Origin of the sequence: Amphritea atlantica, from assembly GCA_024397875.1 — a bacterium.
Lineage (GTDB): Bacteria > Pseudomonadota > Gammaproteobacteria > Pseudomonadales > Balneatricaceae > Amphritea > Amphritea atlantica_B.
Genome location: CP073344.1, coordinates 890,493 through 916,857, shown reverse-complemented (window position 1 = coordinate 916,857; position 26,365 = coordinate 890,493). Strand labels below are relative to the sequence as shown.

The 26,365-nt window shown below is 50.8% G+C and carries 18 protein-coding genes; 5 read left to right on the top strand and 13 right to left on the bottom strand.

Translation table 11 applies throughout. From position 1 onward, the window contains the following. Nucleotide 1: 1 nt before the first annotated feature. The 8 genes from KDX31_04070 to rapA all read right to left on the bottom strand — a co-directional run bounded on the left by KDX31_04070 (nt 2) and on the right by rapA (nt 14,580). On the bottom strand, nt 2-1,351 hold the full coding sequence (locus tag KDX31_04070) for a nitrous oxide reductase family maturation protein NosD (GenBank protein UTW04202.1): 1,350 nt from the start codon (nt 1,349-1,351) through the stop codon (nt 2-4). A 178-nt stretch (nt 1,352-1,529) separates the two neighbouring features. Further along, the gene (locus KDX31_04065; GenBank protein ID UTW04201.1) at nt 1,530-3,440 is read right to left on the bottom strand and encodes a nitrous-oxide reductase; all 1,911 of its coding nucleotides are present in this window, start codon (nt 3,438-3,440) and stop codon (nt 1,530-1,532) included. A gap of 66 nt (nt 3,441-3,506) precedes the next feature. After that, nucleotides 3,507-5,672 carry a regulatory protein NosR gene (locus tag KDX31_04060; protein UTW04200.1) on the bottom strand — a complete coding sequence of 722 codons (2,166 nt, stop codon included), beginning with the start codon at nt 5,670-5,672 and terminating at the stop codon, nt 3,507-3,509. Between the two features lie 93 nt (nt 5,673-5,765). Continuing rightward, nucleotides 5,766-6,065, bottom strand: a complete 300-nt coding sequence (locus KDX31_04055) for a copper-binding protein (protein ID UTW04199.1) — start codon at nt 6,063-6,065, stop codon at nt 5,766-5,768. Between the two features lie 348 nt (nt 6,066-6,413). Then, complete coding sequence (locus KDX31_04050; protein UTW04198.1) at nt 6,414-9,449, bottom strand: EAL domain-containing protein; 3,036 nt, start codon at nt 9,447-9,449, stop codon at nt 6,414-6,416. 383 nt (nt 9,450-9,832) lie between these two features. Beyond that, nucleotides 9,833-10,138 carry a c-type cytochrome gene (locus KDX31_04045; protein UTW04197.1) on the bottom strand — a complete coding sequence of 102 codons (306 nt, stop codon included), beginning with the start codon at nt 10,136-10,138 and terminating at the stop codon, nt 9,833-9,835. A gap of 180 nt (nt 10,139-10,318) precedes the next feature. Then, entirely contained in the window at nt 10,319-11,650 is a 1,332-nt protein-coding gene (locus KDX31_04040) for a DEAD/DEAH box helicase (GenBank protein ID UTW04196.1), read from the bottom strand. A 56-nt stretch (nt 11,651-11,706) separates the two neighbouring features. Next, a complete protein-coding gene (gene rapA, locus KDX31_04035) occupies nt 11,707-14,580 on the bottom strand; it encodes an RNA polymerase-associated protein RapA (GenBank protein UTW04195.1) in 2,874 nt (957 codons plus the stop codon). A gap of 265 nt (nt 14,581-14,845) precedes the next feature. On the opposite strand from rapA, the gene KDX31_04030 reads away from it, so the two are divergent. Beyond that, nucleotides 14,846-16,159 (top strand): DEAD/DEAH box helicase, encoded by a 1,314-nt coding sequence (locus tag KDX31_04030; GenBank protein ID UTW04194.1) that lies wholly within the window; start codon nt 14,846-14,848, stop codon nt 16,157-16,159. Nucleotides 16,160-16,523: 364 nt separating this feature from the next. Here KDX31_04030 and KDX31_04025 read toward each other — a convergent pair whose 3' ends face one another. Continuing rightward, nucleotides 16,524-17,228, bottom strand: a complete 705-nt coding sequence (locus KDX31_04025; protein UTW04193.1) for a helix-turn-helix transcriptional regulator — start codon at nt 17,226-17,228, stop codon at nt 16,524-16,526. Nucleotides 17,229-17,352: 124 nt separating this feature from the next. On the opposite strand from KDX31_04025, the gene KDX31_04020 reads away from it, so the two are divergent. Together KDX31_04020 and KDX31_04015 are read left to right on the top strand one after the other, a co-directional pair. Next, complete coding sequence (locus tag KDX31_04020; GenBank protein ID UTW04192.1) at nt 17,353-17,787, top strand: GFA family protein; 435 nt, start codon at nt 17,353-17,355, stop codon at nt 17,785-17,787. A gap of 90 nt (nt 17,788-17,877) precedes the next feature. Beyond that, nucleotides 17,878-18,828 carry a carbon-nitrogen hydrolase family protein gene (locus KDX31_04015; GenBank protein UTW04191.1) on the top strand — a complete coding sequence of 317 codons (951 nt, stop codon included), beginning with the start codon at nt 17,878-17,880 and terminating at the stop codon, nt 18,826-18,828. A gap of 92 nt (nt 18,829-18,920) precedes the next feature. On the opposite strand, the gene leuA is transcribed toward KDX31_04015, so the two are convergent. Beyond that, on the bottom strand, nt 18,921-20,579 hold the full coding sequence (gene leuA / locus KDX31_04010) for a 2-isopropylmalate synthase (protein ID UTW04190.1): 1,659 nt from the start codon (nt 20,577-20,579) through the stop codon (nt 18,921-18,923). 375 nt (nt 20,580-20,954) lie between these two features. On the opposite strand from leuA, the gene KDX31_04005 reads away from it, so the two are divergent. Next, on the top strand, nt 20,955-21,443 hold the full coding sequence (locus tag KDX31_04005) for an Lrp/AsnC family transcriptional regulator (GenBank protein UTW04189.1): 489 nt from the start codon (nt 20,955-20,957) through the stop codon (nt 21,441-21,443). A 177-nt stretch (nt 21,444-21,620) separates the two neighbouring features. Then, nucleotides 21,621-22,091 (top strand): hypothetical protein, encoded by a 471-nt coding sequence (locus tag KDX31_04000; GenBank protein ID UTW04188.1) that lies wholly within the window; start codon nt 21,621-21,623, stop codon nt 22,089-22,091. Between the two features lie 123 nt (nt 22,092-22,214). Here KDX31_04000 and KDX31_03995 read toward each other — a convergent pair whose 3' ends face one another. The 3 genes from KDX31_03995 to KDX31_03985 form a co-directional block, all read right to left on the bottom strand. Then, the gene (locus KDX31_03995; protein ID UTW04187.1) at nt 22,215-23,315 is read right to left on the bottom strand and encodes a DUF3524 domain-containing protein; all 1,101 of its coding nucleotides are present in this window, start codon (nt 23,313-23,315) and stop codon (nt 22,215-22,217) included. 6 nt (nt 23,316-23,321) lie between these two features. Next, the gene (locus KDX31_03990) at nt 23,322-24,554 is read right to left on the bottom strand and encodes an SEL1-like repeat protein (GenBank protein ID UTW04186.1); all 1,233 of its coding nucleotides are present in this window, start codon (nt 24,552-24,554) and stop codon (nt 23,322-23,324) included. A 206-nt stretch (nt 24,555-24,760) separates the two neighbouring features. Continuing rightward, the gene (locus tag KDX31_03985) at nt 24,761-26,044 is read right to left on the bottom strand and encodes an SEL1-like repeat protein (GenBank protein ID UTW04185.1); all 1,284 of its coding nucleotides are present in this window, start codon (nt 26,042-26,044) and stop codon (nt 24,761-24,763) included. Nucleotides 26,045-26,365: the final 321 nt, after the last annotated feature.

The following is a 26,365-nucleotide window of genomic DNA, read 5'->3' as shown; positions in this document are numbered from 1 at the left end:
ATCAATTCCCAACCCACTGCGCGCCTGCTGACCCGGGTACCAGACCTGAGTCAGTAATAGACTGTGGTACCGCCATTAACGGATGGCTATCCACGACCCCCGGAGCTTTCAATACTGGAAACTGACGCTGCACCCAGCGCAACGTCTCTACTGCCGGACTATTCAAAAGCAGCTTGGCAGAAGGAAACTTCCACAGCAGCTGGTCAACACTGTCATTCGGCTCATACACCACATCACCAATGCCGTCACCATCCATATCCCAGCCCAGATAGTCACTCCAGAAATTACCCACACCGGCATCAGACCAATCCTGAGTGCGGGTGGCGACATACTTGACCTGCTCTTTATTACTGATAAAAGCGTTGCCGCTTAGCACATTGTCTTCCGAACCCGCTGTCAGGTGGATCCCCATATCGCTCTCGGCAAACAGATTGTCTCTGATCTCGTTAAACAGCGAGTTGTAGATAAACAGCGCCTTACCCTCCAGGCCCGCCAGATTGGTTTGCTGTTGCATATGGGGATTACGGTTATTCTGCACCCCCTCTACACGGTTATTCTTAAGAGTAGAGTTGGTGATGTAATTCATCAGAATGCCGTAATTGGCATCATTTTTTGAACGATTGCCGATCACTGTCAGATACTTAGACTGCATCAGTGCGTAGCCCGTACGGGTATTAACGGTAAAATTATTTTTTATCAGATTGTGGTAGGAGTACATGTAGTGCACACCATAACGCAGGTCATGCAGATGATTACCGATGAGTTCATTGCCATTACTGGTGTCGATATAGATGCCATCACGGGTGTGCCATACCTCATTATTCTTAGCTAAGGCACCTGTCACATTGTAAAGGTGAATACCGTTGCCACGATCGGATGATCGCATACCCAGATCGCCTTCAATCTTATTCGCAACAATTTTGACGTCCGGGGATGCATCCACCCAGATACCAAAACCACCGCCCTGCAGATAATTATGCTCAATACGTGTATTCGCTGCGGAACGGGACACAAAAATAGCGGAATCCAGATCGGTGAGATTGATACCCCAGTTCTGAATTCTCAAATTATGGATATAGGCACCCGCTGAATTCACTTGCAGCGCATGACCTTTATTCTGTCCATCAAGCACAGCCCCCGTTTCACCGGATAACTCGATGGCTTGCGCAATGACAAAATTGCCTTGATAAACCCCCTCAGTCAGTACCACCTGATCTCCGGACTGAACACTATCCAGTACCGATTGCAGGTTATCTGTCGGGGTAACATTGATGGTTGCAGCCTGAGCAGAAAGCATAGTGCTCATGTACAGCAGAAGCAGACAACCGAACCGGGCAAACAGCAGATTCATAGAAGCACCCTGAACAAAGAGGAGACCCGATCCTGGTCAGTATTAAACGTTGCAGGACCGGTTTGATAAGGTATCACAGTGGTTTATCAATATAAGCTCTGCGGCTTACTTAAACATTCTTTTCTGACAAACCCTGTAATACCCCGTTGCACTCAGCTTTTCAGCCAAAAACGGATATTTAAGCCGGCTCAACCAGCATACGACCACGCATCTCCATGTGAAGCGCATGACAGAACCAGTTACAGTAGTACCAATGTACGCCCACCTGGTCTGCTTTGAAGGTTACAGAAGCCGTCTGCTGAGGACTGATCTCCATCTGAACACCGTGGTTTACCATACAGAAACCGTGACTCACGTCTTCGATCTGATCCAGGTTCGTGATAACAACCGTTACCTCATCTCCCTGCTTGACGGTAAACTCATTCAGACCGTAATTAGGTGCAACCGAGGTCATATAGACCCGTACCTTATTGCCATCGCGAATCACCTTACTGTCGGTTTCCAGCGTAATACCGTCTTTCTTCGCCATCGCAACAGTCGTGGCAAATATAGGATCTTTACGATCATACAGCTTACGGGTCTTAACCTTAGATCGGTGAACCATCATGCAGTCATGTGGTTCTGCGAACGCAGGACCATCGTGAATCAGCTTCATTTCGTCACCGGATATATCGATCAGCTGATCGTTTTCGGCATGCAACGGACCACATTGCAGGAAACGGTCTTTAGAGAACTTCTGCAAAGATACCAGGTACTTACCATCGGCATCACGGGTTTCACCCATCGTGGTGTGGTTGTGTCCTGGCTGGTAGTGAACATCCAGTTTCTGCAGAATGTAATCTACTTTCTCGCCGTTATAGAAACGGATCGCTTTCTCGATGTCCCATTTACATACCTGACTATCGATAAACAGCGTGGTGAAAGCATTACCACGACCATCGAAAGCGGTATGCAGAGGCCCAAGACCCAGTTCAACTTCGGCAACGACGGTGTCACGCGGCTGAATCTTATCGGCAAACAAATCATCAAATTTAGCCAGCTCAAATACCGTTACCGTTGGCGACAGTTTGCCATTGGCAACCGCATACTTACCGCCAGGCGCGGTATTAATACCGTGCGGGTTCTTAGGTACGGGTACATAACGGGTCAGTTCTGAACCTTTACGACCGTCAACGACAGGCACATCAGACCCCGGCAGGGTAATAAACTTACCGGCTTTAATTGCTGCTTCAATACGCTCAATATTGAAGATAACCAGGTGGTCACGCTCATTACGCATAGAACCCGGCAGATCAATAGCGCCTTCAGAGTTATAGCAGGTAGAAAACGCATACTTTCCGGTGTAGTCGGCGTCGGTATTATCCAGGTTACCATCGACAATGACCTGCCACGCAACGTCCATGGACTCCGCATCCAGGCCATTAAACAGCGTATAATAACCTTCCACGTCATCCATATTCAGGCCGTTGTTAGGGTGCGGCATACGGAATTCAGCATTGGCGAAGATATACTTGGTATACGGTACTTTCTGAACCCGCAGACCATGAATCGCCTGACAGTTTGGAATAGTCGTAATCTTATCGGTCTTCATGATATCACCGCGGATACGGGCAACACGGGTGTTGGCCTTATCGTTGATGAAAATATACTTACCGTCATAATGGCCATCGGTCATAGACATATGCGGATGGTGACAGTCACCGTTCATCGGTGCATTCTCACCCAGCACTTCCTTACTTTCGTTGGTGATACCCCAACCGGTTGCACTGTCTACGTTAAATACAGGAATACGCATCAGTTCACGCATTGAAGGCAGACCTAATACGCGCACCTCGCCCTGATGGCCACCACTCCAGAAACCGTAGTATTCATCCAGCTCACCGGGGCCTACCGTGTGTTTAGCATCAGTCGATGCATGCGCTACAGATGGCATCAGCGCACCACCCATCGTTGCGCCCATTGCAGCAGCGCCACCAACCAGTGCAGCAGAACCACCCAGGAACAATCGACGGCTTAGTTTCACATGTTCACTTGCGTGTGAGTCTTCAGTATCAATCACAGGAAGGCTCTTATCCTTAGGATCTATCATGATGTTGATCTCCATAACAATGACACCCGGTCTTATGACGAGGCGGTCTTTTATTCAGGCGCCTGACTAGACGGTCAGGTCGTCAATTTGCACTACTGGAATATTATTCAATGCGGCTTCTTGTTTAGCTTTCTTACGTTTTTTCTGTACCAGAGGAGGACATTTGTCATCACGGTAATAGGTCACCTGACAATCCAGACACTGATGGCATTCATTGGCATTAATCCGGCCATCCGGGTGGATCGCCTGAATCTCACACTCGTTGGCGCAGATCTTACAAGGCTGACCACACTCCTTACGGCGCTTGAGCCAGTCGAACAGGCGTAAGCGGGCGGGTATCGCCAGCGCCGCCCCCAGAGGGCAGACATAACGGCAGTACACTTTACGGGTAAACAGATTGATCGCTAACAGGAATACGGCATAGAACACATACCCCCAGTCACGCTGAAACTTCAGCAGGAAAGTGGTTTTAAATGGCTCAATCTCAGCATAACGCTCGGCTTCAGCCAGTGACTCCAGCGAGATGGCAAACAGACCCAGCAGAATCACATATTTCAAAGCCCACAGACGTTCATGTACCGCGAATGGCAGGTCATATTGCTTAATTTTAAGTTTACGGGCCAGTTCATTGATCAGCTCCTGAGCCGCACCGAACGGACATAACCAGCCGCAGAAAATACCCCGCCCCCATAACAGCATGGTCATGGCGGTAAAGCCCCAGAGGATAAAGAGCATTGGATCAAGCAGGAACACGCTCCACTGAAAGTCCCCTTTAAGCGCATGAACAAATGTAAAGACATTCACCACAGACAGCTGGCCTAAGGTATACCAGCCGATAAAGAACACCGTAAAGACCAGATAAACACGGCGAATACCATGCATCAGTCGTGGATAACGGACCAGCACATCCTGGATAAAGATGACGATAAACAACACGATCAACGCCACGGTTAACACCCCGATCTGAAACGCCCGCTCCTTCCAGATAGACACCCATAACGCTTCAGGCTCTGGTTCAACTACCGGCTCAGGACGATCGAGGTACTTTTCAGGTGTCAGATAGTCACCGTAAAAACTGGTAAAGACACTCTCCAACGCACCTTTCTGCCGCCGTACCAACAACTCAATCTGCCACGGCGTGCCCAGATCAAAGTCATACTGATCCCGGACAATGAAGATCGCCATCTCACGAAAGCCGGGGAAGCCATCAATATAGACATCATCCAGACGGTAGTAATCGGTATCATGGAAGCTGATCGACTTGCCAGACTGCTGTAACTGAGTGCGGTCAAAAATGCCTCCACGCACATAACCATTTCCCTTGAATGAGTACTGCCCCTCCCCCATCACGGCGAGCGCCTGATCCCCCTCGCCAAGCTCCCCCATCAGCCAGTTATACTGATCATCTCCCAACAGATTGCGGCCGATGACGGGAATATTTAACGGAGCATAGTACATATCGATAAATGTTCGCTTCTGACGTCCCTCTCCGTGCTTGCCCCGGGTTTCAACAGAGGTTCCTTCAAAGGCCTTATCCACATCTGCTTCAGTCAGCACCAGATGACGAATAGAGCCGTCTCCGATGAGGGTGTTCCAGTCAGACTTAACAAACTGATCCGCTTTTATGCTTGCTTTAGGTATGGCAGCCTGCTCCGTCAAACCTGCAATGCCCATAATCTGAGCGAACTTACGGGCTGAACGCATGATCCCTTCGTTCACAACCATGACGGTAACGGTCGCGCCAGCGACCACATCAACATTCAGAATATCTTTGTTATTGCCCGCGCCAACCCGCACTTTATCGGTTACATTCAGCCCTTCGTAGGCGGCAACAAAATCAAACAGTTTCTGTTCCGGAATACCCACCAGCAAAATCGGCTCATGGTGCTCCAGCACCCGGGTAGCAAGAATTTTCCCGTCAACATCCATAACCACCAGGGTGTTGACCGGTTTGCCAGAATACGCAGGGATTTTTGTGACATCATTGGTTTCAAAGCCATAACCCAGAATGTCCTCGCCTTTATAGACGGTCCATCCGGGGACTTTTCCTTCAGCCACCGGCTGTTTTTCACCCACCAGTGTTGCCTCAGGAAAAGCCCGGGTAATGGTCTCTAGTTTTTGTGCGTCAGAGACAGGCACCATTGCGGATGCAACCGGAGAAAACAAACAGGTAACGACCAGCCAGAAAAAAACCAGCTGAGACTTTCTGAATGTTCGGAAGAGCGATTCCATTATTGTTACCACACTAGTATAGGAAGCTGACTGACAGGTATCGGTAATCACGTAAAAGATTAGAATACGTGGCTGTTACACAGCTATTAAACATTACGGTTCCAATAGTTTTACAATCGTAAACTTCATCATATGACTCTGTTGCAAACGAAATCGGATCGCTTGCCCCTCTTTAAAATCAGCAACAGACAGTCCGTCAGCCAGATTAAATTTCATCTGCATTGCGGACATATTCCATTCGGGAATCGGCTGATGGTGCACCATGATCTGATTTGAATCGGCAAGAACCCGTTTTACAACACCTTCAGCAACAACCTCTTCCACTGCCATCTTCATCGACGTACTCTTTGATGAGCTGTGTTCTGCATTATGACTGCCAGAGTTATGCGACATACCTTCTGCCGACAAGACGGGGCTGGCAAGTGTTGCTGCCATCAAGGAAACGACAGATAAAGCAACAGGTCTTGAAAGGACTATTAACTTCACAGAAACCCCCAAATCAGATTATGGATGCGACACTTTGTCACACCGAAATAGTAACAAGGATAAACCCTGCCTAACTTGACAATTATCAACCCGTAAAACAAACCTGAATATACCGATACAAAATTACAAAATTAAAGTACACAACGCCCCGATACGCCAGAAACGTATCGATGTCAGGAGAGGCTGAAAATCTGACAGCAGGCGAATCGGTCGAAAATACCGCCGAAAGAGTTTCAGCGCAGATCCCCCAGGACCTCACTCCGATAAATCGGTTACCGGGGATTTAAGCCATTGTGCTGCGAACTCATTTGCCGGCACCGGACGACCAAACAGATACCCCTGGCCGAAATCACACCCCATATCCGTCAACATCTGTTGCTGTTGTTGCGTTTCGACACCTTCAGCAATCACTCTGATACCCAGAGTATGCGCCATGACGACAATCGCTTCACACAGCACCAGGTCCTGAGATCCTGAAGTAAGATGAGAGACAAAGCTCTGGTCAATTTTAAGATAATCGATATGAAACTGTTTCAGGTAGGAAAGTGATGAATACCCGGTACCGAAATCATCAAGAGCGATCTCTATCCCCTGATTCCGGAACTGTAACAACTTATCAGTGACCCCGCTGCCAGCCTCCATCAACAGGCTTTCGGTAATCTCCACACAGAGGCTTGCCGGATTAAGATTGTGACTCTGGATATTATTGCCAAACCAGTTGAGGTTACTGCTGCTGCCATCCTGATACTGAACCGGGGAGGTATTAACACTGACCTGAAGGTCAGTGTTAAAGTGCGCCTGCCAGATTGACAGTTGCCGCACCACTTCGGTAAACACCCAGTTGCCTATATCAACAATAAACCCGGTCTCTTCCGCCAGCGGAATAAAATCCAGCGGTGAGATCTGTCCATTCGGATGGTTCCAGCGTAACAACGCTTCAGCCTTTACGACACCGCCGGTTTTCAAGTTAATAATTGGCTGATAATAGACCTCAAACTGCTGCAGATCGATCGCTTCACGCAACTGATTTAATAAACGCCGGCGCTGCTGAGCCGCCGCTTCCATCTCGGGAGTGAAGTAATGAAACCGGTTACGTCCCTCCTCTTTGGCGGCATACATCGCCTGATCGGCATTTTTCATCAATGCTTCCAGGGTCATCGCATCCGAAGGGTATAACGCAATACCGATACTTGCTGACACAAACGTGCGATTTTCCCTGAGAGTAAAGGGCTCTCTCAGCTGTTGCAGTATCTGTCCTGCTACCCGCTCAATCACCGAAATATCGCCGATATTTCCCAGAATCACCAGGAATTCATCCCCCCCCAGACGGGCAACGGTATCGGTTTTCCGCACACAGGAGACCAGCCTTTTGGCGGCCCCCTGCAGTAAAAGATCACCGTAATCATGGCCGAGCGTATCATTCACCTCTTTAAAACGATCCAGATCGATCATCAACACGGCTACCTGCTCGCCCTCCCGGCTCGCGCTTTTCATCATCTGCCGCAAGCGGTCGGTAAATGTACGGCGATTAGGCAGACGGGTCAGGGCATCGTAATGGGCCATATGGCTCAGCTCAGCATGAGCACGCTTCTGCTCACTCAGGTTGATATCGATACAGTACATCTCCTGCCTGTTACCTTCAGACCTCAGCATTACATGACTGGAAAACACCGGAACAACACTACCATCCTTGTGCTGTAGCTCTAATTCTGAGGCGGGGATCTCCTGGCCTTTTTCCAGCCAGTCCCGGTGATGCTGAATCACGGTCTCACGCATCGGCTCAGGAATAATTAACAACTCGAGAGGCTGACCCAGCGCTTCATCCCGGGTATACCCATAAAGCGTTTCACTGGCATCATTCCAGTAGATCACCTTGCGGTTTTCATCGTACCCCTGTACAGCAATGGCTGGCAGACTCTCTATCAGTTCCCGGAAGCGCCCCTCACTTTCGCGCATCAGTTTATCCGCCATTTTCTGGGCGGTGATATCCAGCATCAGCCCTCGAAGCCAGCGCGGCTCTCCTCTCTCAAATACGACCCTGACCATGTCACGAATCCACACTGTCTCGCCGCGTGCGGATAGGAAACGGTATTCAAACTCATAATCACTGAGATGCTTAACGCTCTCTGTGGCGTAACGGATCGTTTCCTGCCGATCCTCAGGGTGAATGTGGTCTTGCCAGAAACCGGGCTCTGACCAATGTTCCAGAGAGTACCCCAAAACCCTGACAACATTTTCACTCATATAGGTATAGGAAAGGGTGTCGTAATCAACTTCCCAGACAATCCCGTCAGACGTATCTACCAGATTTTTAAAGCGTTCTTCGCTAACTCTGCGAGCTTCCTCAGAACGGTGCAGACGGAAATTCCAGTAGAGAATAAGCAGTAAAACCAGCAAGACTGCCGCACTGATCTTAAATATTTTTTCCAGCGCCACGCCATTCGGGGGAACCGTAAGACCGGCCCAGCGATCAAATATCTGGTTGCGTTCAGTTTCAGTAATGCTGTTGAGTGCTTTCTGGATAATCCCCGAAAGTAGCGGGTTACCCTGATAGACGCCGATACGGAAATCACTCTGATAATCGGTATGACCAGAAAAATTCAGGTTAAGAATTCCTTCCTGCTTCATTACGAAACTGGCCGCCGTTGCATCACCAACAAAGGCGTCTGCGCCCTCCTCTGCAACCATTCTCAGCGCATCCTGAATAGTGGCGGTACTGATAATCCTTATTCCCGGATAATCACGTCGCAGAAGCTCATTGGTAAAATGCCCCTTATGTATGGCAACGACTTTCCCTTTTAACTTATCCAGAGTACCGATATACCCCTCAGACTGCTCACTGATTATGACCGCAGCACTGGTGAGGTAGGGTTCACTGAAATCCAGATACACATCTCGTTCGGTGGTTTTTACCAGGCAGGACATCAGATCGAACTCACCACTCCTGGCGGCCGTTAACACCTCATTCCATGATAATTTATCGGTTACAGGCATAAAAGAAACGCCAAGACGCTGTTCCAGCAATGCAAAGTAATCTGCGGCAATACCGGTATAGTGGCCGTTTTGATCGACCCATTCATAGGGGGAAAATTTACGATCGATGCCCAGTCTGAGCTGTGGGTGTAATTCCAGCCAGGCGATCTCTTCAGCGTTGAGGTTTTGTTCTCGCCAGGAAGGCTCTGACCTGACTGCAGCCTCAGGGTTTTGAGACGGGTCTGCTGCATATACTGAGACCAAAGTACTTTGAATCAAACTTATGAGCAACACGAGCCAGGGGACTATTTTAAACATCCATATCTCCAACAGCAAAAAGCTTTCCAAGCTATAACCTGACACAGCGTCTTAATCAGGTAAATACAATCATCGTTTAATACTAAATAGTTTAGTACTAAATAATTAACTACTAAGTAGCTTACAACTAAACGGTTTACAACCGGCTTACGCAGAGCGGTATGCGAATAGTTTTCATCATTCGATTGTTTCTTCGCTTTAGTATAGACAGCTTTAGCATAGATCTATTGTGCGAATGAGTGAGCATATTCAGTAGGATAGAAAAAGCCGGCAGTCTCACCGGCTTTTTAAGATTTCAGTTTAAAACGCTAATCAGGATCCTTCAGCGGTAACTAGAGTCTTTCACTATAAGAGCAGCCTTCAAGTGTAAGGCAGCATTTCAACTAAAGTCCGGAAATATAGGCCGCAACGTCCTGAATCGCGGTTTCATCCAGTTTATCAGCCTGGACCTTCATCAACGCTTTCAGCGGACCACCATAAGTGCCGGCTTTATAACCCTTCAGCGCATCGACAGTCTGGCTGGATGACCAACCCTTAATTACCTGAGACTTACCCATAGCCGATTTTTCAGCGGAGGCACCATGACATTCAACACAGGTCTGAAACACCTCAGCCCCTCCTGCATGAACCGCAGGCACAGATGCTGTAAACGCACAGACAACAAATAAAACACCACTCAATTTTTTCATTCGCGTCCCCCATAAGTTATATACCTATCATATTAAAGGCTATAGACATTATACAAAGGACTCTGTCATCACTTTGAGAGGTACCCTACTGAGAGGAGGCGTATCGAGGGGGATAACAAGCAGTGCGGTTTAAGATACTAAAAACCAGCCCTGAGGCTGGTTTTTATAGTCGTGGCCAATCTAATCCGTTTTCTTCTTTTTCAGCGGCGCCATACCATCATCGGAGACTATCTGCCGATTGGCGGTACGTCTGTTTTTACGATCCTGTGGCGCTTTAACTGCCCGTTTTGGCCGTGCTGCAGGCCGGCCTTTTTCAGCCTTAGGTGCTTTAGCGGCAGGCGCCTCTTTAATACCTTTAAACGTCGCCTTTAAGCCTTCCAGTTCACTGAAGTTAACCGACTGCTGCAGAAAACGCTCTACACGTTTGAATGCTTCCCAGTCTTTAGGACCAACTAAAGAGACCGCAACCCCTTTAGCTCCGGCCCGACCGGTACGCCCGATGCGGTGAACATATTCCTCCGCCTGCTTGGGCATATCAAAGTTAATCACCAGAGACACCTGCAACAGATCCAGTCCACGGGAAGCAACATCAGTGGTAATCAGCACCTGCTGTTGCCCCCGGCTGAAGCTATCCATAATCCTGTTACGGTCGGACTGACTCATCTCACCACTGAGCGCCGCCGTTTTCAGCCCCTTAGCGGATAACAACTGTGAAAGACGATCGGTATCCGCACGGGTAGCGGTAAAGATAATCACCTGCTGATACGTTTCAGTATCAAGAATACGCTCCAGCAGGGCCTGCTTGTGATCCAGATGATCGGTAAGATAGAAGCGTTTTTCAATATCTGCGTGTTCAGCATTAGCAGCCCCAATGGCGATCCGCTTTGGCGCTTTTAGCAGCGTTTTAGCCATGCTGTTTACTTCAGCGTGTTCCAGCGTGGCAGAAAACATCAGCGTCTGACGCAGACGATGGCTGGCGACCTTATTGATCCGGTTCAGCTGCTCGGCAAATCCCAGATCCAGCATCCGGTCGGCTTCATCGAGAATCAGCAGTTCAAGACCATCGAGAAACAGCGAGCGCTCATCCAGATGGTTCACCAGCCGTCCAGGAGTTGCCACCACGACATGAGGATCCTTCGCCAGCGCTTTGGCCTGATCATTAAAGTTCTCACCACCCAGTACCAGCGTCACCTTGAACTGTGTGCCGCTGACCAGACTGCGCAACTGAGCGTAAACCTGCTTTGCCAGCTCCCGGGTGGGTGCCAGAATCAGCGCCCGGGGATCTTTTTTACTCAGGGCTTTCTGCCGCATCAGGCGCTGCATCGTTGGCAACAGATAGGCCAGCGTTTTACCGGAGCCGGTTTTTGATGAAGCAATCAGATCATGGCCGGTAATTGCCGTCGGCACTGCCAGGGCCTGAATCTCCGTGGGCTCGGTTATCCCCTGATGAGCAAGGATATTGCTAAGCCGGGGATCAAGCCCCAGATCGGTAAAGTTTTCCGCGTTGGACAAAGTCTGCTCCGGTTATACTGAATTCATCTGAATAGTGCGGGTCATGATAACAGAGTTCAGGTCGCGACAATGACCCGAATCGCATCCAGTTTCAGTGAAGCCCCCTTCAGGTGATGCTCCAGCTCTGCCCGGTTCTGCGCCAGATAATCGATCTCTTCCTGGCGGATATTCGGGTTCACCGCAGCCAGAGCGGTGAGACGCTCCTGTTCTACTCCCAGCAGCTCTGCCACATTCTGCGTTGCTTCAGCCAGCATCGCCGGCTGTTGGGTTTCTGCAATCGCCTCAACCCGATTCACCATCTTGCCAATCTCATCGCGGGTGTGTTTAACAATATCCACCGCCTGACGCCGCCCAACCCGCTCAGCCAGGTTGTTGATATGGGCTTCCGTGAGAATTGCACTGAGATCGGTGCCATTGGTATCAACTACGATACGACTCAGCGTCTGGGGCAGATAACGCTGCACCTGCAACTGTTTAGGCGCCGCACAGTGCAGGGTAAAGATAGCTTCCAGCAGCAGAGTGCCGGGCTTCAGCGGCGGCAGCTTAATAGAACACACTGCAGTGTTACCGAAATCGCCATTAACGACGATATCCATCGTACCCAGCACCAGCGGGTGTTCCCAGGTGAGGAACTGAATATCCTCCCGGCCCAAAGCGAGGGTCCGGTTATAGGTGGCGGTCATACCATCGGCAGGCAGGCCCGGCAGGCTTTCATGATGCATATGATCCCCCGGACTGAGGATAATGCTCTGACTACTGTGAACCTGCTGTTCAACGCCAAACTGATCAAACATCTTCTCCATGTAGCGGCTCAGCTCAATACTGTTACCGGTAACCTCCATGCTTTCAGCGATGGCCTCAGCTTTCGCCGGGTTGCATGAATTCAGTTCCAGCAACTGATCACGCCCCTGCTGCAGCTGTTCCAGCAAACGATCCGCTTCAGCGCGGGTACTGCCGATCAGCTGTTCAATATTGGCTTCATCGTACTCCTCAAACAGGGCCGGAATCAGCTCATCCAGGAACTGATCGAACAGTACCTGCCCCACCGGACAGGCACGTTCAAAACAGTTCAGACCACGATGGAACCAGTCCAGCAGGATTGCCTGAGCGCTGAATTCATAATGAGGCACATGAATCTGGACATCATTGCGCTGACCAATCCGGTCGAGACGACCGATTCGCTGCTCCAACAGATCCGGATTCAGCGGCAGGTCAAACAACACCAGATGACTGGCAAACTGGAAATTCCGTCCTTCACTGCCGATCTCAGAACAGATCAGCACCTGAGCGCTCTCATCTTCATCGGCAAAGTAGGCAGCGGCACGGTCACGATTGACCAGGCTCATCCCCTCATGGAACACCGACGAACGGATGCCTTCGTAGAGGCGCAGGTGTTCTTCCAGCGATTTGGCGGTTTCCGCATAGGCACAGATGACCAGCGCTTTCTGGTCACGATTCTGCTTCAGCCAGTCCACCAGCCACTCCACCCGCGGATCCGCTTCGAGCCAGCGGTCTGCCAGAATAAGCTCGGGATGAAGTCTCTCTTCCAGATCCGCCTGATCCAGCAACTGCTGTTCGCTGGCAAGATAAAACTCTGGTTCAGGCAGTGGATAACTGTGCAGCACCCGTTTAGGAAAACCGCTCACACCGTCACGGGTGTTGCGAAACAACACCCGGCCGGTGCCATGATGATCCAGCAGACTGGCTACCGCATCCTGAATCGCCTGATCCAGTGAGTCGTTTTCAAGCTCATCCTGCAGCTGTTCAGCCACCTCTTCGCCAAGATAGCTACCCAGCTGAGTAAACACTTCAGGGGCATCTTTCAGCTGTTCACGGGCATCCTCATCCAACAACCGGGCCACCAGTTTACTGACCGGCTGATAGCCCTCCTCTTCCGCACGGAACTGTTCCAGACTGTAATAACGATCGGGATCCAGCAGACGCAGACGGGCAAAGTGACTGTCAACGCCCAGCTGTTCCGGGGTTGCGGTTAACAGCAAAAGCCCTTTCACTTCACGGGCCAGCGCTTCAATACAGATATATTCCGGACTGGATTCCTCTTCAGACCAGACCAGATGGTGCGCTTCATCCACCACCAGCATATCCCAGCCCGCATCCAGCGCCTGTACCAGACGGTCCGGGCTGGACTTGAGGAAGGATAAGTTACACAGCACCATCTGTGCGGTTTCGAACGGATTAACGCCCTCATCCGAAAGTTCCAGTGCCTCACAGCGCAACGCATCAAGAATGGTAAAGCGCAGATTAAAGCGGCGTAGCATCTCTACCAGCCACTGATGAACCAGACTGTCGGGCACCACGATCAGCGCACGGGATGCTTTACCACTGATCAGCTGCTGATGCAGGATAAGTCCCGCTTCGATGGTTTTACCCAGACCAACTTCATCCGCCAACAATACCCGTGGAGCAAAACGGCGGGAGACCTGATGGGCAATATAGAGTTGATGGGGCAATAACTGAACCCGGGGGCCCAGCAGGCCATAACTTTCTGATTGCAGGTGGGCAAACTGATTCTTAAGCGATTCGACCCGCAACTTAAACTGACTGAGCTTATCGACCTGTCCGGCAAACAGACGGTCGTGGGGCTTGCTGAAGTGCACGGCGCTGTCCAGGTCCCGCTCTTCCAACACCAGGACCTCGCCCTCGGTATCTTCGACCTGATAGATCATATAACCATTGAGTTCCTGCTGAGCAGTAATGGTGACTTTAACGCCCGAGGCATTACTCACCTGCTCACCCACCGGATAGACCACACGACTGAGAGGCGCGTTATCAATGGCGTAGGTGCGCTCCTCTTCAACGGCTGGAAACAGAATTTCAACGCGGCGATTAGATACGCTGGTAACTAACCCCAGCCCCAGATTTGATTCGGTATTACTGATCCAGCGTTGGCCGGGAATAAATTCAGACAAAAGACAGCTCTCAAACAGAAAACGATAGAAACAATACCGGTGCAGACACTATAGACGATATTCAGAACTAGTGCCGACAGCGACCGGTCAGCGCGGAATGATAGGCGTTGTAGCGGAGTACCTCAAGGCGCAATCACAATCACCGGCAAATATATGAAATATTAACGTCATCACCGCTATAAACAGGTCAATCCACGCGTACTGAAATATCCGCACTGGCAAAAATAATGTATGCTTGCGCCTTTAAACCTGTGAGTACCCATCGATGTTCTTTATCGACCTAAATCTGGATCTGGAAATTCTGGGCCCACTGGCTGACAACAACTTCCTCAGCCCCCGCCCGATCCAGCAACAGGCAATTCCTGTGGCAATGGATGGCTTAGATCTGCTGGCTTCAGCCCCCACCGGAACAGGTAAAACCCTGGCCTTTGTGCTGCCAGCACTGCAAAAAATATTCGATCAGGATCAGGATCACAGCAGTGCGCCACAGATACTGATTCTGGCCCCTACCCGGGAGCTGGCGAAACAGATCTATCAGGTTATCGAACTACAGACCCGGCACAACCGGATCAAAAGCTGTCTGATTGTCGGCGGCGTTCCCTTTGGTATGCAGAAAGCGATGCTGGCTGAGCCGATCGATATTATGGTCGCTACCCCCGGACGACTACTGGAGCTGAATGCCCAGGAGTGGCTCGACCTGTCTCTGGTCGATATGCTGGTCATCGATGAAGCCGACCGGATGCTCGACCTTGGCTTTATCCACGATATAAAACAGATTGCCGATGTCCTGCCGCTGAAACGTCAGACACTGATGTTTTCCGCCACCCTTGAAGGCGAAAAGATTCAGCAGTTTGCCGCAGACCTGTTGAATGAAGACTCACAGATTATCGCTGTAGAACAACCTCGCCACATACCGACCAATATTGAGCAGTATGTCTATCGCGCCGACAACGAACAGCACAAAGAGTATCTGCTTAAAGCACTGATCCATCAGCCTGAACTGAAACAGGGCATTATCTTTGTCAACAGCCGCAAACAGGTAGAGCACTGGGTCAATATCATCCGCAACGCCGGTATGCTCTGTTACGGCCTGCATGGTGATATGCGCCAGAGTGAACGCACCCAGCGGATCAAAGAGATGCGCCGTGGGCGGATCAAGATCATTATCGCCACCGATGTCGTGGGTCGCGGACTGGATCTGCCGGATCTGACTCACGTAATCAACCTCTATCTGCCGATGAAAGCCGACAGCTATGTCCACCGGTCTGGACGCTCAGGCCGTGATGGCGCCAAAGGCACCGTCTGGTCGATTGTAGAACCTTTAGACTGGGCAACGCTGGGTAAGATTGAACGCTTCATCGGCGAAAAACTTCCCCGGATCACGTTCCCGGGACTGGCACCGAAAAAACCGGAACCGGGTAAAGGCGGCGGTAAAGCCAAACCTAAAAAAACTAAAGTTAAAAACAAGAAAGCGGTGGCTAAAGCGGCAGCGAAAAAATCTGCCTCGCAGAAAAAATCGCCTAAAAAGCGGGTTGGCCGCGGTCCCAAATCAGGCCCCAATCCCAAAGCCAGCAGTTAAAGCGTTCAGCTTAACAATTCATCATGCGAGAGCCACCTTCCGGTGGCTTTCCTGTTTCTGGCCCCGCGCTCCCCTCAGGCCGGAGAGGATTCTGGCTGTAACGCCTCATCGTCCAGCTCGCGGAGTATATGCTGCATCAGAGCGTTAATCCCGGTCGGTTCAATATCGCCCGGGAACCGAAAGCCCCGCCATAATAGCCCCGACAGTAAACAGGCTCATCCCATACCGCTATTTGCCGATTCAAAACCACTCTCCCTGAGGCGAATTGGCAGCATCACAAAAAACAGATTATGACTCACCGTCACAGCGAATATAGCAAAGAGAATCAACTGAATCCGGACCAGGATATTACGCTGACGTTATATCAGCCGCTGCCCCGCGCGTCTGACAGGCCACTCTTAACCGCGGCAAAACCACTGAACATGAACCACTCCGGAAGATTACGGAGTAACAGTGACGCACCACAGATTTTCAGTCTGTCATCCGACTCCGCGGCAACAATTGTCGTATCGCCCAGCCACAGAGCCGTCATTGTTCTGAGGTCACTGATAAAATGCAGATCAGGATCAAACCCCGGGTCATCAACACACAGATCGATCCCGTCGTTCTCAGCCAGCATCCACCAGTGCCGGTAAGGCTGACCCAGGTCGTGAAATTCAAAATGCAGTACCGTGCGGCAGTCTGGCAGGGCTGCACAGTTGATTGTGCGTCGCATATCCCACATCAACAACTCGACACTCAGATCATCGTCTGACATCTGGCTGCGGACCCAGCGAGCGCCCCACTCCCCCAGCCCCATCACAATCGGTTCCAGTTCCAGTCCGGCCTGTGTCAGGTGGTACTCTCTGCTTTTATTGTCTTCAGAGCGCCTCAATTCAACCAACCCGCGCTGCTGCAACACATTTAACCGCTGCGACAGCATTGTCGGAGAGATGAGTGGTAATCCGCGCTTGAAGTCGTTATAGCGGTGACTGCCACACAATAGCTCACGAATCAGTAATAATGTCCATCGCTCCCCCAAGGCTTCACACGCTTTGGCGATAGGGCAAAACTGTCCGTAACCTTTCATATACTCCCCCATTCTGATGCTTCACTACAGTTTTAGTAGTTTAAAGTACGATTTCTGTACTTAACAAAATATAGCCCCAATGCTGTACTTAATACACAAACCCTTAACCCAGTGGGGCGCTATCATGAATACCCAACCGAAATACCAGGGCAGCTGCTTTTGCGGTGCAGTCACTTTTACCGTGACAACGCAGCCTCTGCTGATGGCCTATTGCCATTGTGAATCCTGTCGTCACTGGTCCGCCGGACCCGTCAGTGCATTTACCTTATGGAAGCCCGAAACACTGCATGTCACGCAGGGTGCAGACAATATCGACAGCTATCGAAAAACTCCCGGCAGCATTCGTAAATGGTGTCGTTCATGCGGCGGTCATCTGTTTACCGAACACCCATCCATGGGGGTCACCGATGTCCCTGCTGCGGTGATTCCAGAGCTAAAATTTGAACCAGCTCTGCATGTGCACTATCAGGAAACCGTACACCGGATGACCGATGGTCTGCCAAAAATGAAAGACCTCCCTGCTGAAGCTGGCGGATCCGGCGAACAGATCCGGGAGTAGGCTCTATAATTATTTAACCACCTGAGTCAGCAGGCTGCCAAATAAATCCCGCTGGTCCGGGTATACCCGGACAGCAAAGGAGAGAACAGTATGGATATCAATGTTGCAATTTCACAGAAACCACCCGTACTCCTGGATCTGAAAGCTTCAGTGAACAAAGCCGTTGAAACCATTGACGAGGTCGCCAGACAGGGCGTACAACTGCTGGTTTTTCCCGAAGCTTTTCTGCCCGGATACCCAACCTGGATCTGGCGATTGAAACCCGGCGGCGATATCGGCCTGGGGAATACTATCCACAACACGTTACGTCAGAACTCTGTCGATATCACCAGGGGCGACCTTGACCCCATTTGCGAAGCTGCCGCCCGACACAATATGGTTGTGGTGATCGGCATGAACGAGATCGACTCAGAGTTCAGCGGCTCGACCCTGTTCAATACTGTTGTGGTCATAGGCAGTGATGGCTCCCTGCTTAACCGGCATCGTAAAATAATGCCGACTAATCCGGAAAGGATGGTGTGGGGATTTGGTGATGCCAGCGGACTGCAGGTGGTCGATACCCCGGTTGGTCGCATTGGCTGCCTGATTTGCTGGGAAAACTATATGCCACTGGCACGCTATGCCCTCTATGCCCAGGATATCGATCTCTATATTGCCCCGACCTGGGACAGCGGCGATACCTGGATAGCGTCGATGAATCATATCGCCCGGGAAGGTGGTTGCTGGGTGCTGAGTACCGCAACAGCAATGCAGGGCAGCGATATACCCGCCTCCTTTCCTGAACGTGATCGCCTGTTTCAGGATGATGAATGGATCAATCCCGGTGATGCCGTGGTGGTTAAACCCTTTGGCGGTGTGGTAGCCGGCCCGTTGCATAATGAAAAAGGAGTGTTATATGCCACTATCGATATCGATGCAGCACGGGATTCCCGTAAAGCGCTGGATGTTGCCGGACATTATAACCGGCCTGATATATTCCATCTGGAGGTTGACCGACGGGCAATGCCTCCGGTGAGTTTCACCGACAACCCGGAGAAATAAGATCTCTCTAAGTATTAACCGTCATGCCTTACCCATAAGAAAGCCCGGCAATCAGTGCCGGGCTTGTTATCAGTATTGCATTTAACCTGCGTTTAAGCCGCCTGTGCCGCCGCAATACCGGTGCGGCTGAAGGCGGTCAGCATCGCCTGCAGTGCCGCCGCAGACGTATCTTCTGCTACCGCGACTGCACAGTACTCTTCACCGTCAATCTGCACCGCCACTGAGGCCTGAGCGTTGGCATCGGTGCCGCCACTGATCGCATGCTGATCGAAGTGTATCACCTCAATAGAACAACCGAATGTGGTTGTCAGTGCAGCACACAGTGCCTCAAGTGCGCCTGCGCCCTCTCCGGCAAACTGTGCTTCACCGATTTTAAAACTGGCACTGACATGATGGCCTTCAGTATGCAGGTCATAGTCATGTAACTGCCACTGGTCAGACACCGTAATAAAGTGTTCATCAAACAGACGCTTAATATTGATCGGTGAAACTTCCACGCCACTGTGCTCTGCTGCCCCCTGAACCACCCGGCTCAGCGGGAAATGCATCCATTTCGGCAGGCTGATATCGTAATCCCGTTCAAGTACCAGTGCCACGCCACCCTTGCCACTCTGAGAGTTAATACGCACCACGGCTTCATACTCACGGCCAATATCCCGCGGATCGATGGGCAGATAAGCCACATCCCAGTGTGGTTTCTTATGCTCGGTGTGATAGTTCACTGACTTACGGATTGCATCCTGATGGCTACCAGAGAATGCGGTATACACCAGTTCACCTGCCCAGGGATGACGTACACCCACCGGAATACCGGTGCAGCTTTCCACCACTTCGTTAATCTCCATGATATCGGAGAAATCCAGTTTCGGATCAATCCCCTGGGAGTACAGGTTCATTCCCATGGTAATCACATCCATATTGCCGGTACGCTCACCGTTACCCATCAGCGTCCCCTCAATCCGGTCAGCACCGGCCAGCACCCCCAGTTCTGCAGCAGCCACTGCACAGCCCCGGTCGTTATGGGTATGCAGACTGATACGTACAAATCTGCGGTTTTTCAGATGACGGCAGAAATACTCAACCTGATCAGCAAAACGGTTCGGCGTAGACATCTCCACGGTTGCCGGCAGATTAACAATAATGTCCCGGCCACTCTCAGGCTGCCACTGATCAATCACCGCATCGCAGACTTCAATCGCATAATCCATCTCAGTGCCGCTAAAACTTTCCGGTGAGTACTGGAAAGACCACTGGGTATCGGGATGCTGACCGGCATACTGCTGTACCCATTTCGCGCCCTGAACCGCAATTGCCTTGATCCCTTCACGGGACTGGCCAAACACCTGTTCCCGCTGCACTGTTGAGGTGGAGTTATACACATGGATAACCGCTTTTTTCACTCCGGTCATCGCTTCATAGGTGCGTTTAATCAAATCTTCGCGGGCCTGAGTCAGCACCTGAATGGTGACATCTTCAGGAATCCGCTTCTCATCTACCAGCTTACGCACAAAATCAAAGTCAGGTTTAGACGCTGAAGGAAAACCCACTTCAATCTCTTTAAAGCCCAGCTTCACCAGCAGATCAAACAGTCGCGTCTTCTGCTCAACATTCATCGGATTAACCAGTGCCTGGTTACCGTCCCGCAGGTCTACACTGCACCAGTCTGGCGCCTGTGTAAGGGTCTTATCTGGCCAGCTACGGTCGGTCAGACGAATCGGCTCAAATGCACTGTATTTACGATGGTCGAACATAGTTTTGTCCTGCTCGGTATCTGCCAGTCGGTGGCAGCTGTTGGGTTTATGAATCGTTGTCTGGTTTGAAATCCCGCGCGGGAAGCGCGGGACCAAATCTGTCTATCGCATACTTGTGGTACACATGAATCAGTCCGGTAGACTGGCGCTTAAACCTGGTTAGACACTTTTGATGTTGTCACCCACATCCGCTGATAACGGCATGCTTTGATGGTTCCCGGCAAATATTTATCGCTGCAGCAATCAATAGAGCAAAGTTTAAAGCGTTTATTGCGCAATAACCGATCTAAATAAGAGAATATTTGTATTTTTGCGCAATATTAATTAATCAAATACAATAAACCAATACATATTATTGCGCAGAGAAACAAAACAATGAAATCAAACCACCCGATCGACCATTTTGATTTAAAAATATTGCGCGAATTACAGCGTGATGGCGGGCTGTCGAATCAGGACCTTGCTGAAAAAGTCGGTCTGACTGCGGCGCCCTGTTCACGCAGAGTCAAGGCACTGGAAGAATCAGGTGTCATTCGTGATCGTGTTGTCAGACTGGACGAACGGGCTGTCGATCTTAATCTGATTGCTATTTTGCATATCAGCATGGATAAACATATACCGGAACGGTTTGAAGCCTTTGAAACCACTATCAGCAGCTTTCCAGAGGTAATGGAGTGCTATCTGATTACCGGTCACGATGCCGACTATCAACTCAAGGTCGCGGTTCCGGATATGGATCGCTACCACGATATACTGTTGGGTAAGATTACCCGTATACAAGGTGTCACCGGGGTTAAGTCAGCCTTTATCATGCGTAAAATAGTCGATAGCACAGCGGTGCCCCTTCACTATATCAGCGGATAGAGAAGTGGCCGGATCAGTAAAGCCGGCTGCGCTCTGCGGCTCTTTCGCTCACTGTTATATGAACGCCCTTTACCATAAGAGCGGAAAAACAGTCGTCAGATATCATTGCAGAGCGATGTTTCCCCGTTATAATCATTAATCAACAACATCCCATTCAGTTAAGGAAGAGACACGCACATGAAGTACACCATCATATTTTTGCTAGCATTACTGACTGGCTGTAGCAGTATAACGAATCAGCCGGAACATAAGCTCCCCAACAATCTCTCAGACCAGCTGATTCGCACCCTCTCATGCAATCAATTTGAAGTCTGTAGCGCGCTTTATTTTAAAAATACCCGGCCGAAAAATCTGAAGGTTGCCGTCGCTGGCGAATACCATGCAATTACTGCGGCAACAGTATGGATAGACAATCAGCCTGTCGCACTCACGCCAACCATCAACAACACCCAGTTTGGTGTGACCACCTCCGGAGTGCGTATCGCCATGCGCCCGTTTATGTCGGAACAGCCTCTGAAGGAGCGACTGAATCAGGCAACAACAGTGAGCCTGGAATCCGTTCAGCAAAGCTCTTCGGTTACCACGGTGATGAAGGATGAAGGGTTTATTCACCCCGAATGGAGAGCCCTGCTGGCTGGATTTAATTAAGCCAGGCTCTGTCGCCAGTCAAACGGTCAGAGCAGTCCATCAACGGATGGGCTGCTCATGTTTGTCAGGCTTATTCGGAAGTTACAAAGAGAATATCGCAGATCAATGGGTCGCAGCGTAAGATTACCCGCCTCGATGATCCATATCCGCAACCCGGTTAAATAAACCCTCATACTGCTCAGCCATAGCGCTCCAGCTTAAAGCCGAAATATCAGGCGCTGATATAGCACATCCCTCACGCCGGGCTTCGGCATAGCGACACACCGTTTGCACCAGACTATCGGTCTCTCCCTCGCCGCTGTTATAACAACAACTGTCCGGGAAAAGCTCCGGGTAAGCCAGGCGCTTGGGGACAACAGGCACCGCTCCCGCGGCCACGCCCTCCAGCACCGCTATCCCCTGAAAATCATGCAGCGCCGTGGAGAGCACTATATCCGCCTGTTGCAACAGCTTACGGTATTCTTCGACCGATTCAACAAAGCCCCAATGGCCCGCCCGTGCACCCAGTAATTGTTTAATTTCCCGGAACGATTCCGGTACCTTACGAAACGTCTGACCGACAACATCCAGCCTGAAATCCAGCCCGGCATCACAGAGTCCCTGCACGGCGTGAAGCAGTAGCTCCGGACCTTTATCAAACTCCCAGCGGTGGTTCCAGATAATCCGAATAGCTCCTGTCTGGGGGTCATGGGACTGATATGCGCGCTGCGGCAGCGGTACCTGAAGCACTGATGATCGCTGTTCCAGCTGTTCAGCGACGCCTGTCGGCACATGATCCGGCAGCTTCTTCAACAGTTCACGACAACCTGCCAGGAAGGTATTTCGATTGTAATGGGTGTTAAAACAGACATGGTCTGCGGCCAGTGCGGTATACAGGTTAAGAATCTTTGGCTCAACATTGCCATACTCCCGGCCTGATTCCGGGTAGGCAAACTGGTTTTCGTGAAAGTACACCAGAGTTGGAATACTGGCCAGGTGAGGAACAAATCCCCGCAGCGCGGAAAGGTCTGTCATCGAGGTCGCAATGATCAGATCGTATTCCTGCTCCAGCACCGCTCTGTCATTGAAGGCCCAGCTCAGACTGTTGCCCCGTATCCGCCAGGAAAAGTATCTCGGCGGTAATGTCAGCACGGTCCATTGATGATGACTCAGGTTTTCGACCAGTCCTTTATGCCAGTATGCATGACTGGCGGCATCGTAAGCGGAAAGCAGGAGTATTTTCACAAAGAATTAGTGCTTATATAGAGAAAGATAACTGCGTACCCAGGCCTCACCCGCCAGAGCAGGGGGAAGCCGGACTTTAAGCGCCTTCAGGGCATCAGCCTTAACGACAAAACTATCGCTGAGCAAAATCACATAGTCATCCTGACCCAGTTTAACCGTATGGGCAATCTGCTCCAGCTTTAACCCTTTGATAAAGCGATAAGCTCCCACAAGTGTACTCAACCTTGCCAGCTGTACTACAAAATGTTCGGGCGGCTGCGCCTTTAGCCACTCCATATCTTTAAACTCAGCCATCAACAGAGCTCTATCAGAGTCGGCAGCAATTGTAGTTTGCTTCTCATCCTTAGCAGAGCCCCCTGCTATTGGATCCTGCTTCCCTGAACCTTGCTGACCGACATCCTGTTCCTCGATACGGGCCAGAATCCGATCATGGAGCGGTTGAGTCGCCCGGTTTCCAAGTTCCAGGCTGGTCCTGGCATAGTTAAGTGCCTGTGACAGGTCCTGAGGTACGTTTTGTCCCTCTGAATATAGCAACGCGAGATTGTGGGCAGCATAAGCATTACCGGCGGCAGCCGCTTGAATGTACCAATGCATAGCCGTATCAGGATCAAAATCAATCAGTAATACGCCCAACGCCAGCTGAGCTTTATCATTCCCCGCTGCTGCTGATTTTTCAATCCAGCGGCGCGCAGCCACCGGGTCTTTTTCCACCCCGTCGCCCTGTAACAGCATCAGTCCGGCCTTTAACTGACTGTCAGTTAGCCCGGCTTCAGCTGAACGCTGATACAGAGTAAAGGCCTGGGCAACATCTTTCTCAACCCCGTTCCCTTTTTCATACAGCATAGCAAGGTTGCGCATCGCTTTAGGATTACCCAGTTCTGATGACTGGCGGTAATATTTGAGACTCTGCTGAAGATCTGCCGCGGCTCCCTTGCCTTTCTGGTAAGCGATCGCAAGGTTATAAGCCGCTTCAGCATGATTAGCCTCTGACGAGATACGCAGCCATTCAACCACCTGCTCCCAGTCGGGTGAGTTTCCATCAACACCCAGAGCATACAATCGAGCCAGGATAAACGCCGCCTGAGGTTCACCCTCCTGCGCCAGAGGAAGACAATGCTGGAAGGCCTGTGGCGCTTTACCCTCGGTATAGGCCTGCAGGCAGTCCTGGATATCCGCGGCCACAGTCCCGCTGGTCAGCAATATAACGGTCGCAATCATTAGTTTTAACCGTTGTCGCATTGCTAACCTCTGGAACCGAACACATCTGTTGATTAATTAAACTTACTTTTAAATTTCATGACCCCAGCGTAATCGATGATGGGCCCGGCCCGAAAGGATTCGGACCTGCCAAAACCCCATCCTGCAATTGCAATTCCTGCCCACCGGCACAAAATAATCAAAGAACCGGCTGCTCTGATTCAGCAGGCGAGAAAACTCAGTGCCCATCAGGACGCTGGCATCACATAAAGCTCCTGTAAACGTCTGAATGCCCGAATCCAATGATTCTCCCGAACAGATTCGGGTATATCCGCCAACGCCTCCTGTGCTTCAGATATCGAGCTGTAATTGCCATAAACAAGCACGTAATAAAGATCTGAGCCGCGCATTGTACGGAAATATCCGGCCGTAGAGGGCAGTTCATGTGCCTTAATATACGTCAGCATACCAGCCTCATCCGTGCCATAAAGAAGCTGAATAGTGAAATTAGAAGCCGATTGCTCCATTACCCAGCCATCGGCCAGCTCGTAGCTTTTTTCAGGCCGCAACTGAGGTTGTTGGAACCCGTTATCCTGAGTCAGTAAGCTCTCAGACGGCTCAGTATCGGGTAGTGTACGTGCTACATCTGATACTTTATCATCTGACGGCACTGATTCAACAACGGCCTCAGCATTTTGCATCAGACTCGCCTGAGGTAACTCACTCTCAACCAAGAATGTTGCCAGCAACAACTGCTGCTCGCCGGATCCGTTATCGGGGATCGACTCGCGGATCTGTCGTGCCAGCAGTTTTTTTTCCGCCTGTAGCTCCAGAACTTTCTGTTGCTCTGTCTCCAACTGAATCAGTTTTAACAGTGCTGATGCCTCACTATTACCGGCATCAATGGCCTGCTGAGCCAGCTCCGCCGCCTTCATATGATCGGTTTCAACCCCCTGCCCTGCGTAATACACCAGCGCCAGATTTTGCAGTGCCAGCGCATTACCCTGCTCGGCAGAACGTCGATACCAGTTCAGGCTATCAGCGGGATCGACCTCAGCGAGCATCACCCCCATCGCCACTTGCGCGTTGGCATTACCCGCGTCAGCCGCTTTTCTGATCCAGTGCTGCGCAGCGGCTCTGTTGGCCGCCACTCCGCGCCCCTCAAGCAGCATTGTGCCGACCTTAAGCTGAGCACCGACCAACCCTTGTCTGGCCGCTTTCAGGTACAGCCGATATGCCCGAATCTCATCCTTTTCACCGGCAACCCCGGTTTCAAACATCGAAGCCAGCAGCTTTTGCGCTTTGGCATGTTGAGCCAGTGCCGCCTGCTGATACCAGTGACGCGCCTGACTATTGCTCTGACTGACCCCCTGGCCCAGTTGATACGCCAGTCCAAGACGATAGGCCGACTCAGGGTGGCCTTTCTCTGCCGCGACCTTATCCCAGAAAAGCCCGCGCTGATCATCCTCCTCAGTATCCAGCGCCTGATAGTACATCGTCGCTAACAAAAAGGCGGCTTTCGCGTCTCCCAACTCGGCAAGCTCCTGACACTGTAGCCGGGCATCCGAATAATCGGCTAAGGAAAAAAGCTGATAGCATTCGTTAGAATTTTGCTCACCCGCTGCCGAAACAGAGGAAAAAATCAGCGCAGAACTCACGCCCAGGAGCATTGGTAAATGAATCACCCGCTTCGGTGATCTTAACTTTGATCTTATTAACTTTGATCTTATTAACATAGTCCCTACCGCAATTCTGAAGCGCTTTTAAAAAAGCCTCTTCATAGCATTTTTACCGCTTAGCTCCCCCCCGGAACTAAGCAGAAAACTGGCGACCATAACATCCACTGTTGTGAG

Bases quoted from the DNA above. Each gene is read 5' to 3' on its own strand.
- KDX31_04070 (UTW04202.1), bottom strand. From the start codon at position 1,351: ATGAATCTGCTGTTTGCCCGGTTCGGTTGTCTGCTTCTGCTGTACATG.
- KDX31_04065 (UTW04201.1), bottom strand. From the start codon at position 3,440: ATGATAGATCCTAAGGATAAGAGCCTTCCTGTGATTGATACTGAAGAC.
- KDX31_04060 (UTW04200.1), bottom strand. From the start codon at position 5,672: ATGGAATCGCTCTTCCGAACATTCAGAAAGTCTCAGCTGGTTTTTTTC.
- KDX31_04055 (UTW04199.1), bottom strand. From the start codon at position 6,065: ATGTCGCATAACTCTGGCAGTCATAATGCAGAACACAGCTCATCAAAG.
- KDX31_04050 (UTW04198.1), bottom strand. From the start codon at position 9,449: ATGTTTAAAATAGTCCCCTGGCTCGTGTTGCTCATAAGTTTGATTCAA.
- KDX31_04045 (UTW04197.1), bottom strand. From the start codon at position 10,138: ATGAAAAAATTGAGTGGTGTTTTATTTGTTGTCTGTGCGTTTACAGCA.
- KDX31_04030 (UTW04194.1), top strand. From the start codon at position 14,846: ATGTTCTTTATCGACCTAAATCTGGATCTGGAAATTCTGGGCCCACTG.
- KDX31_04025 (UTW04193.1), bottom strand. From the start codon at position 17,228: ATGAAAGGTTACGGACAGTTTTGCCCTATCGCCAAAGCGTGTGAAGCC.
- KDX31_04020 (UTW04192.1), top strand. From the start codon at position 17,353: ATGAATACCCAACCGAAATACCAGGGCAGCTGCTTTTGCGGTGCAGTC.
- KDX31_04015 (UTW04191.1), top strand. From the start codon at position 17,878: ATGGATATCAATGTTGCAATTTCACAGAAACCACCCGTACTCCTGGAT.
- leuA (UTW04190.1), bottom strand. From the start codon at position 20,579: ATGTTCGACCATCGTAAATACAGTGCATTTGAGCCGATTCGTCTGACC.
- KDX31_04005 (UTW04189.1), top strand. From the start codon at position 20,955: ATGAAATCAAACCACCCGATCGACCATTTTGATTTAAAAATATTGCGC.
- KDX31_04000 (UTW04188.1), top strand. From the start codon at position 21,621: ATGAAGTACACCATCATATTTTTGCTAGCATTACTGACTGGCTGTAGC.
- KDX31_03990 (UTW04186.1), bottom strand. From the start codon at position 24,554: ATGCGACAACGGTTAAAACTAATGATTGCGACCGTTATATTGCTGACC.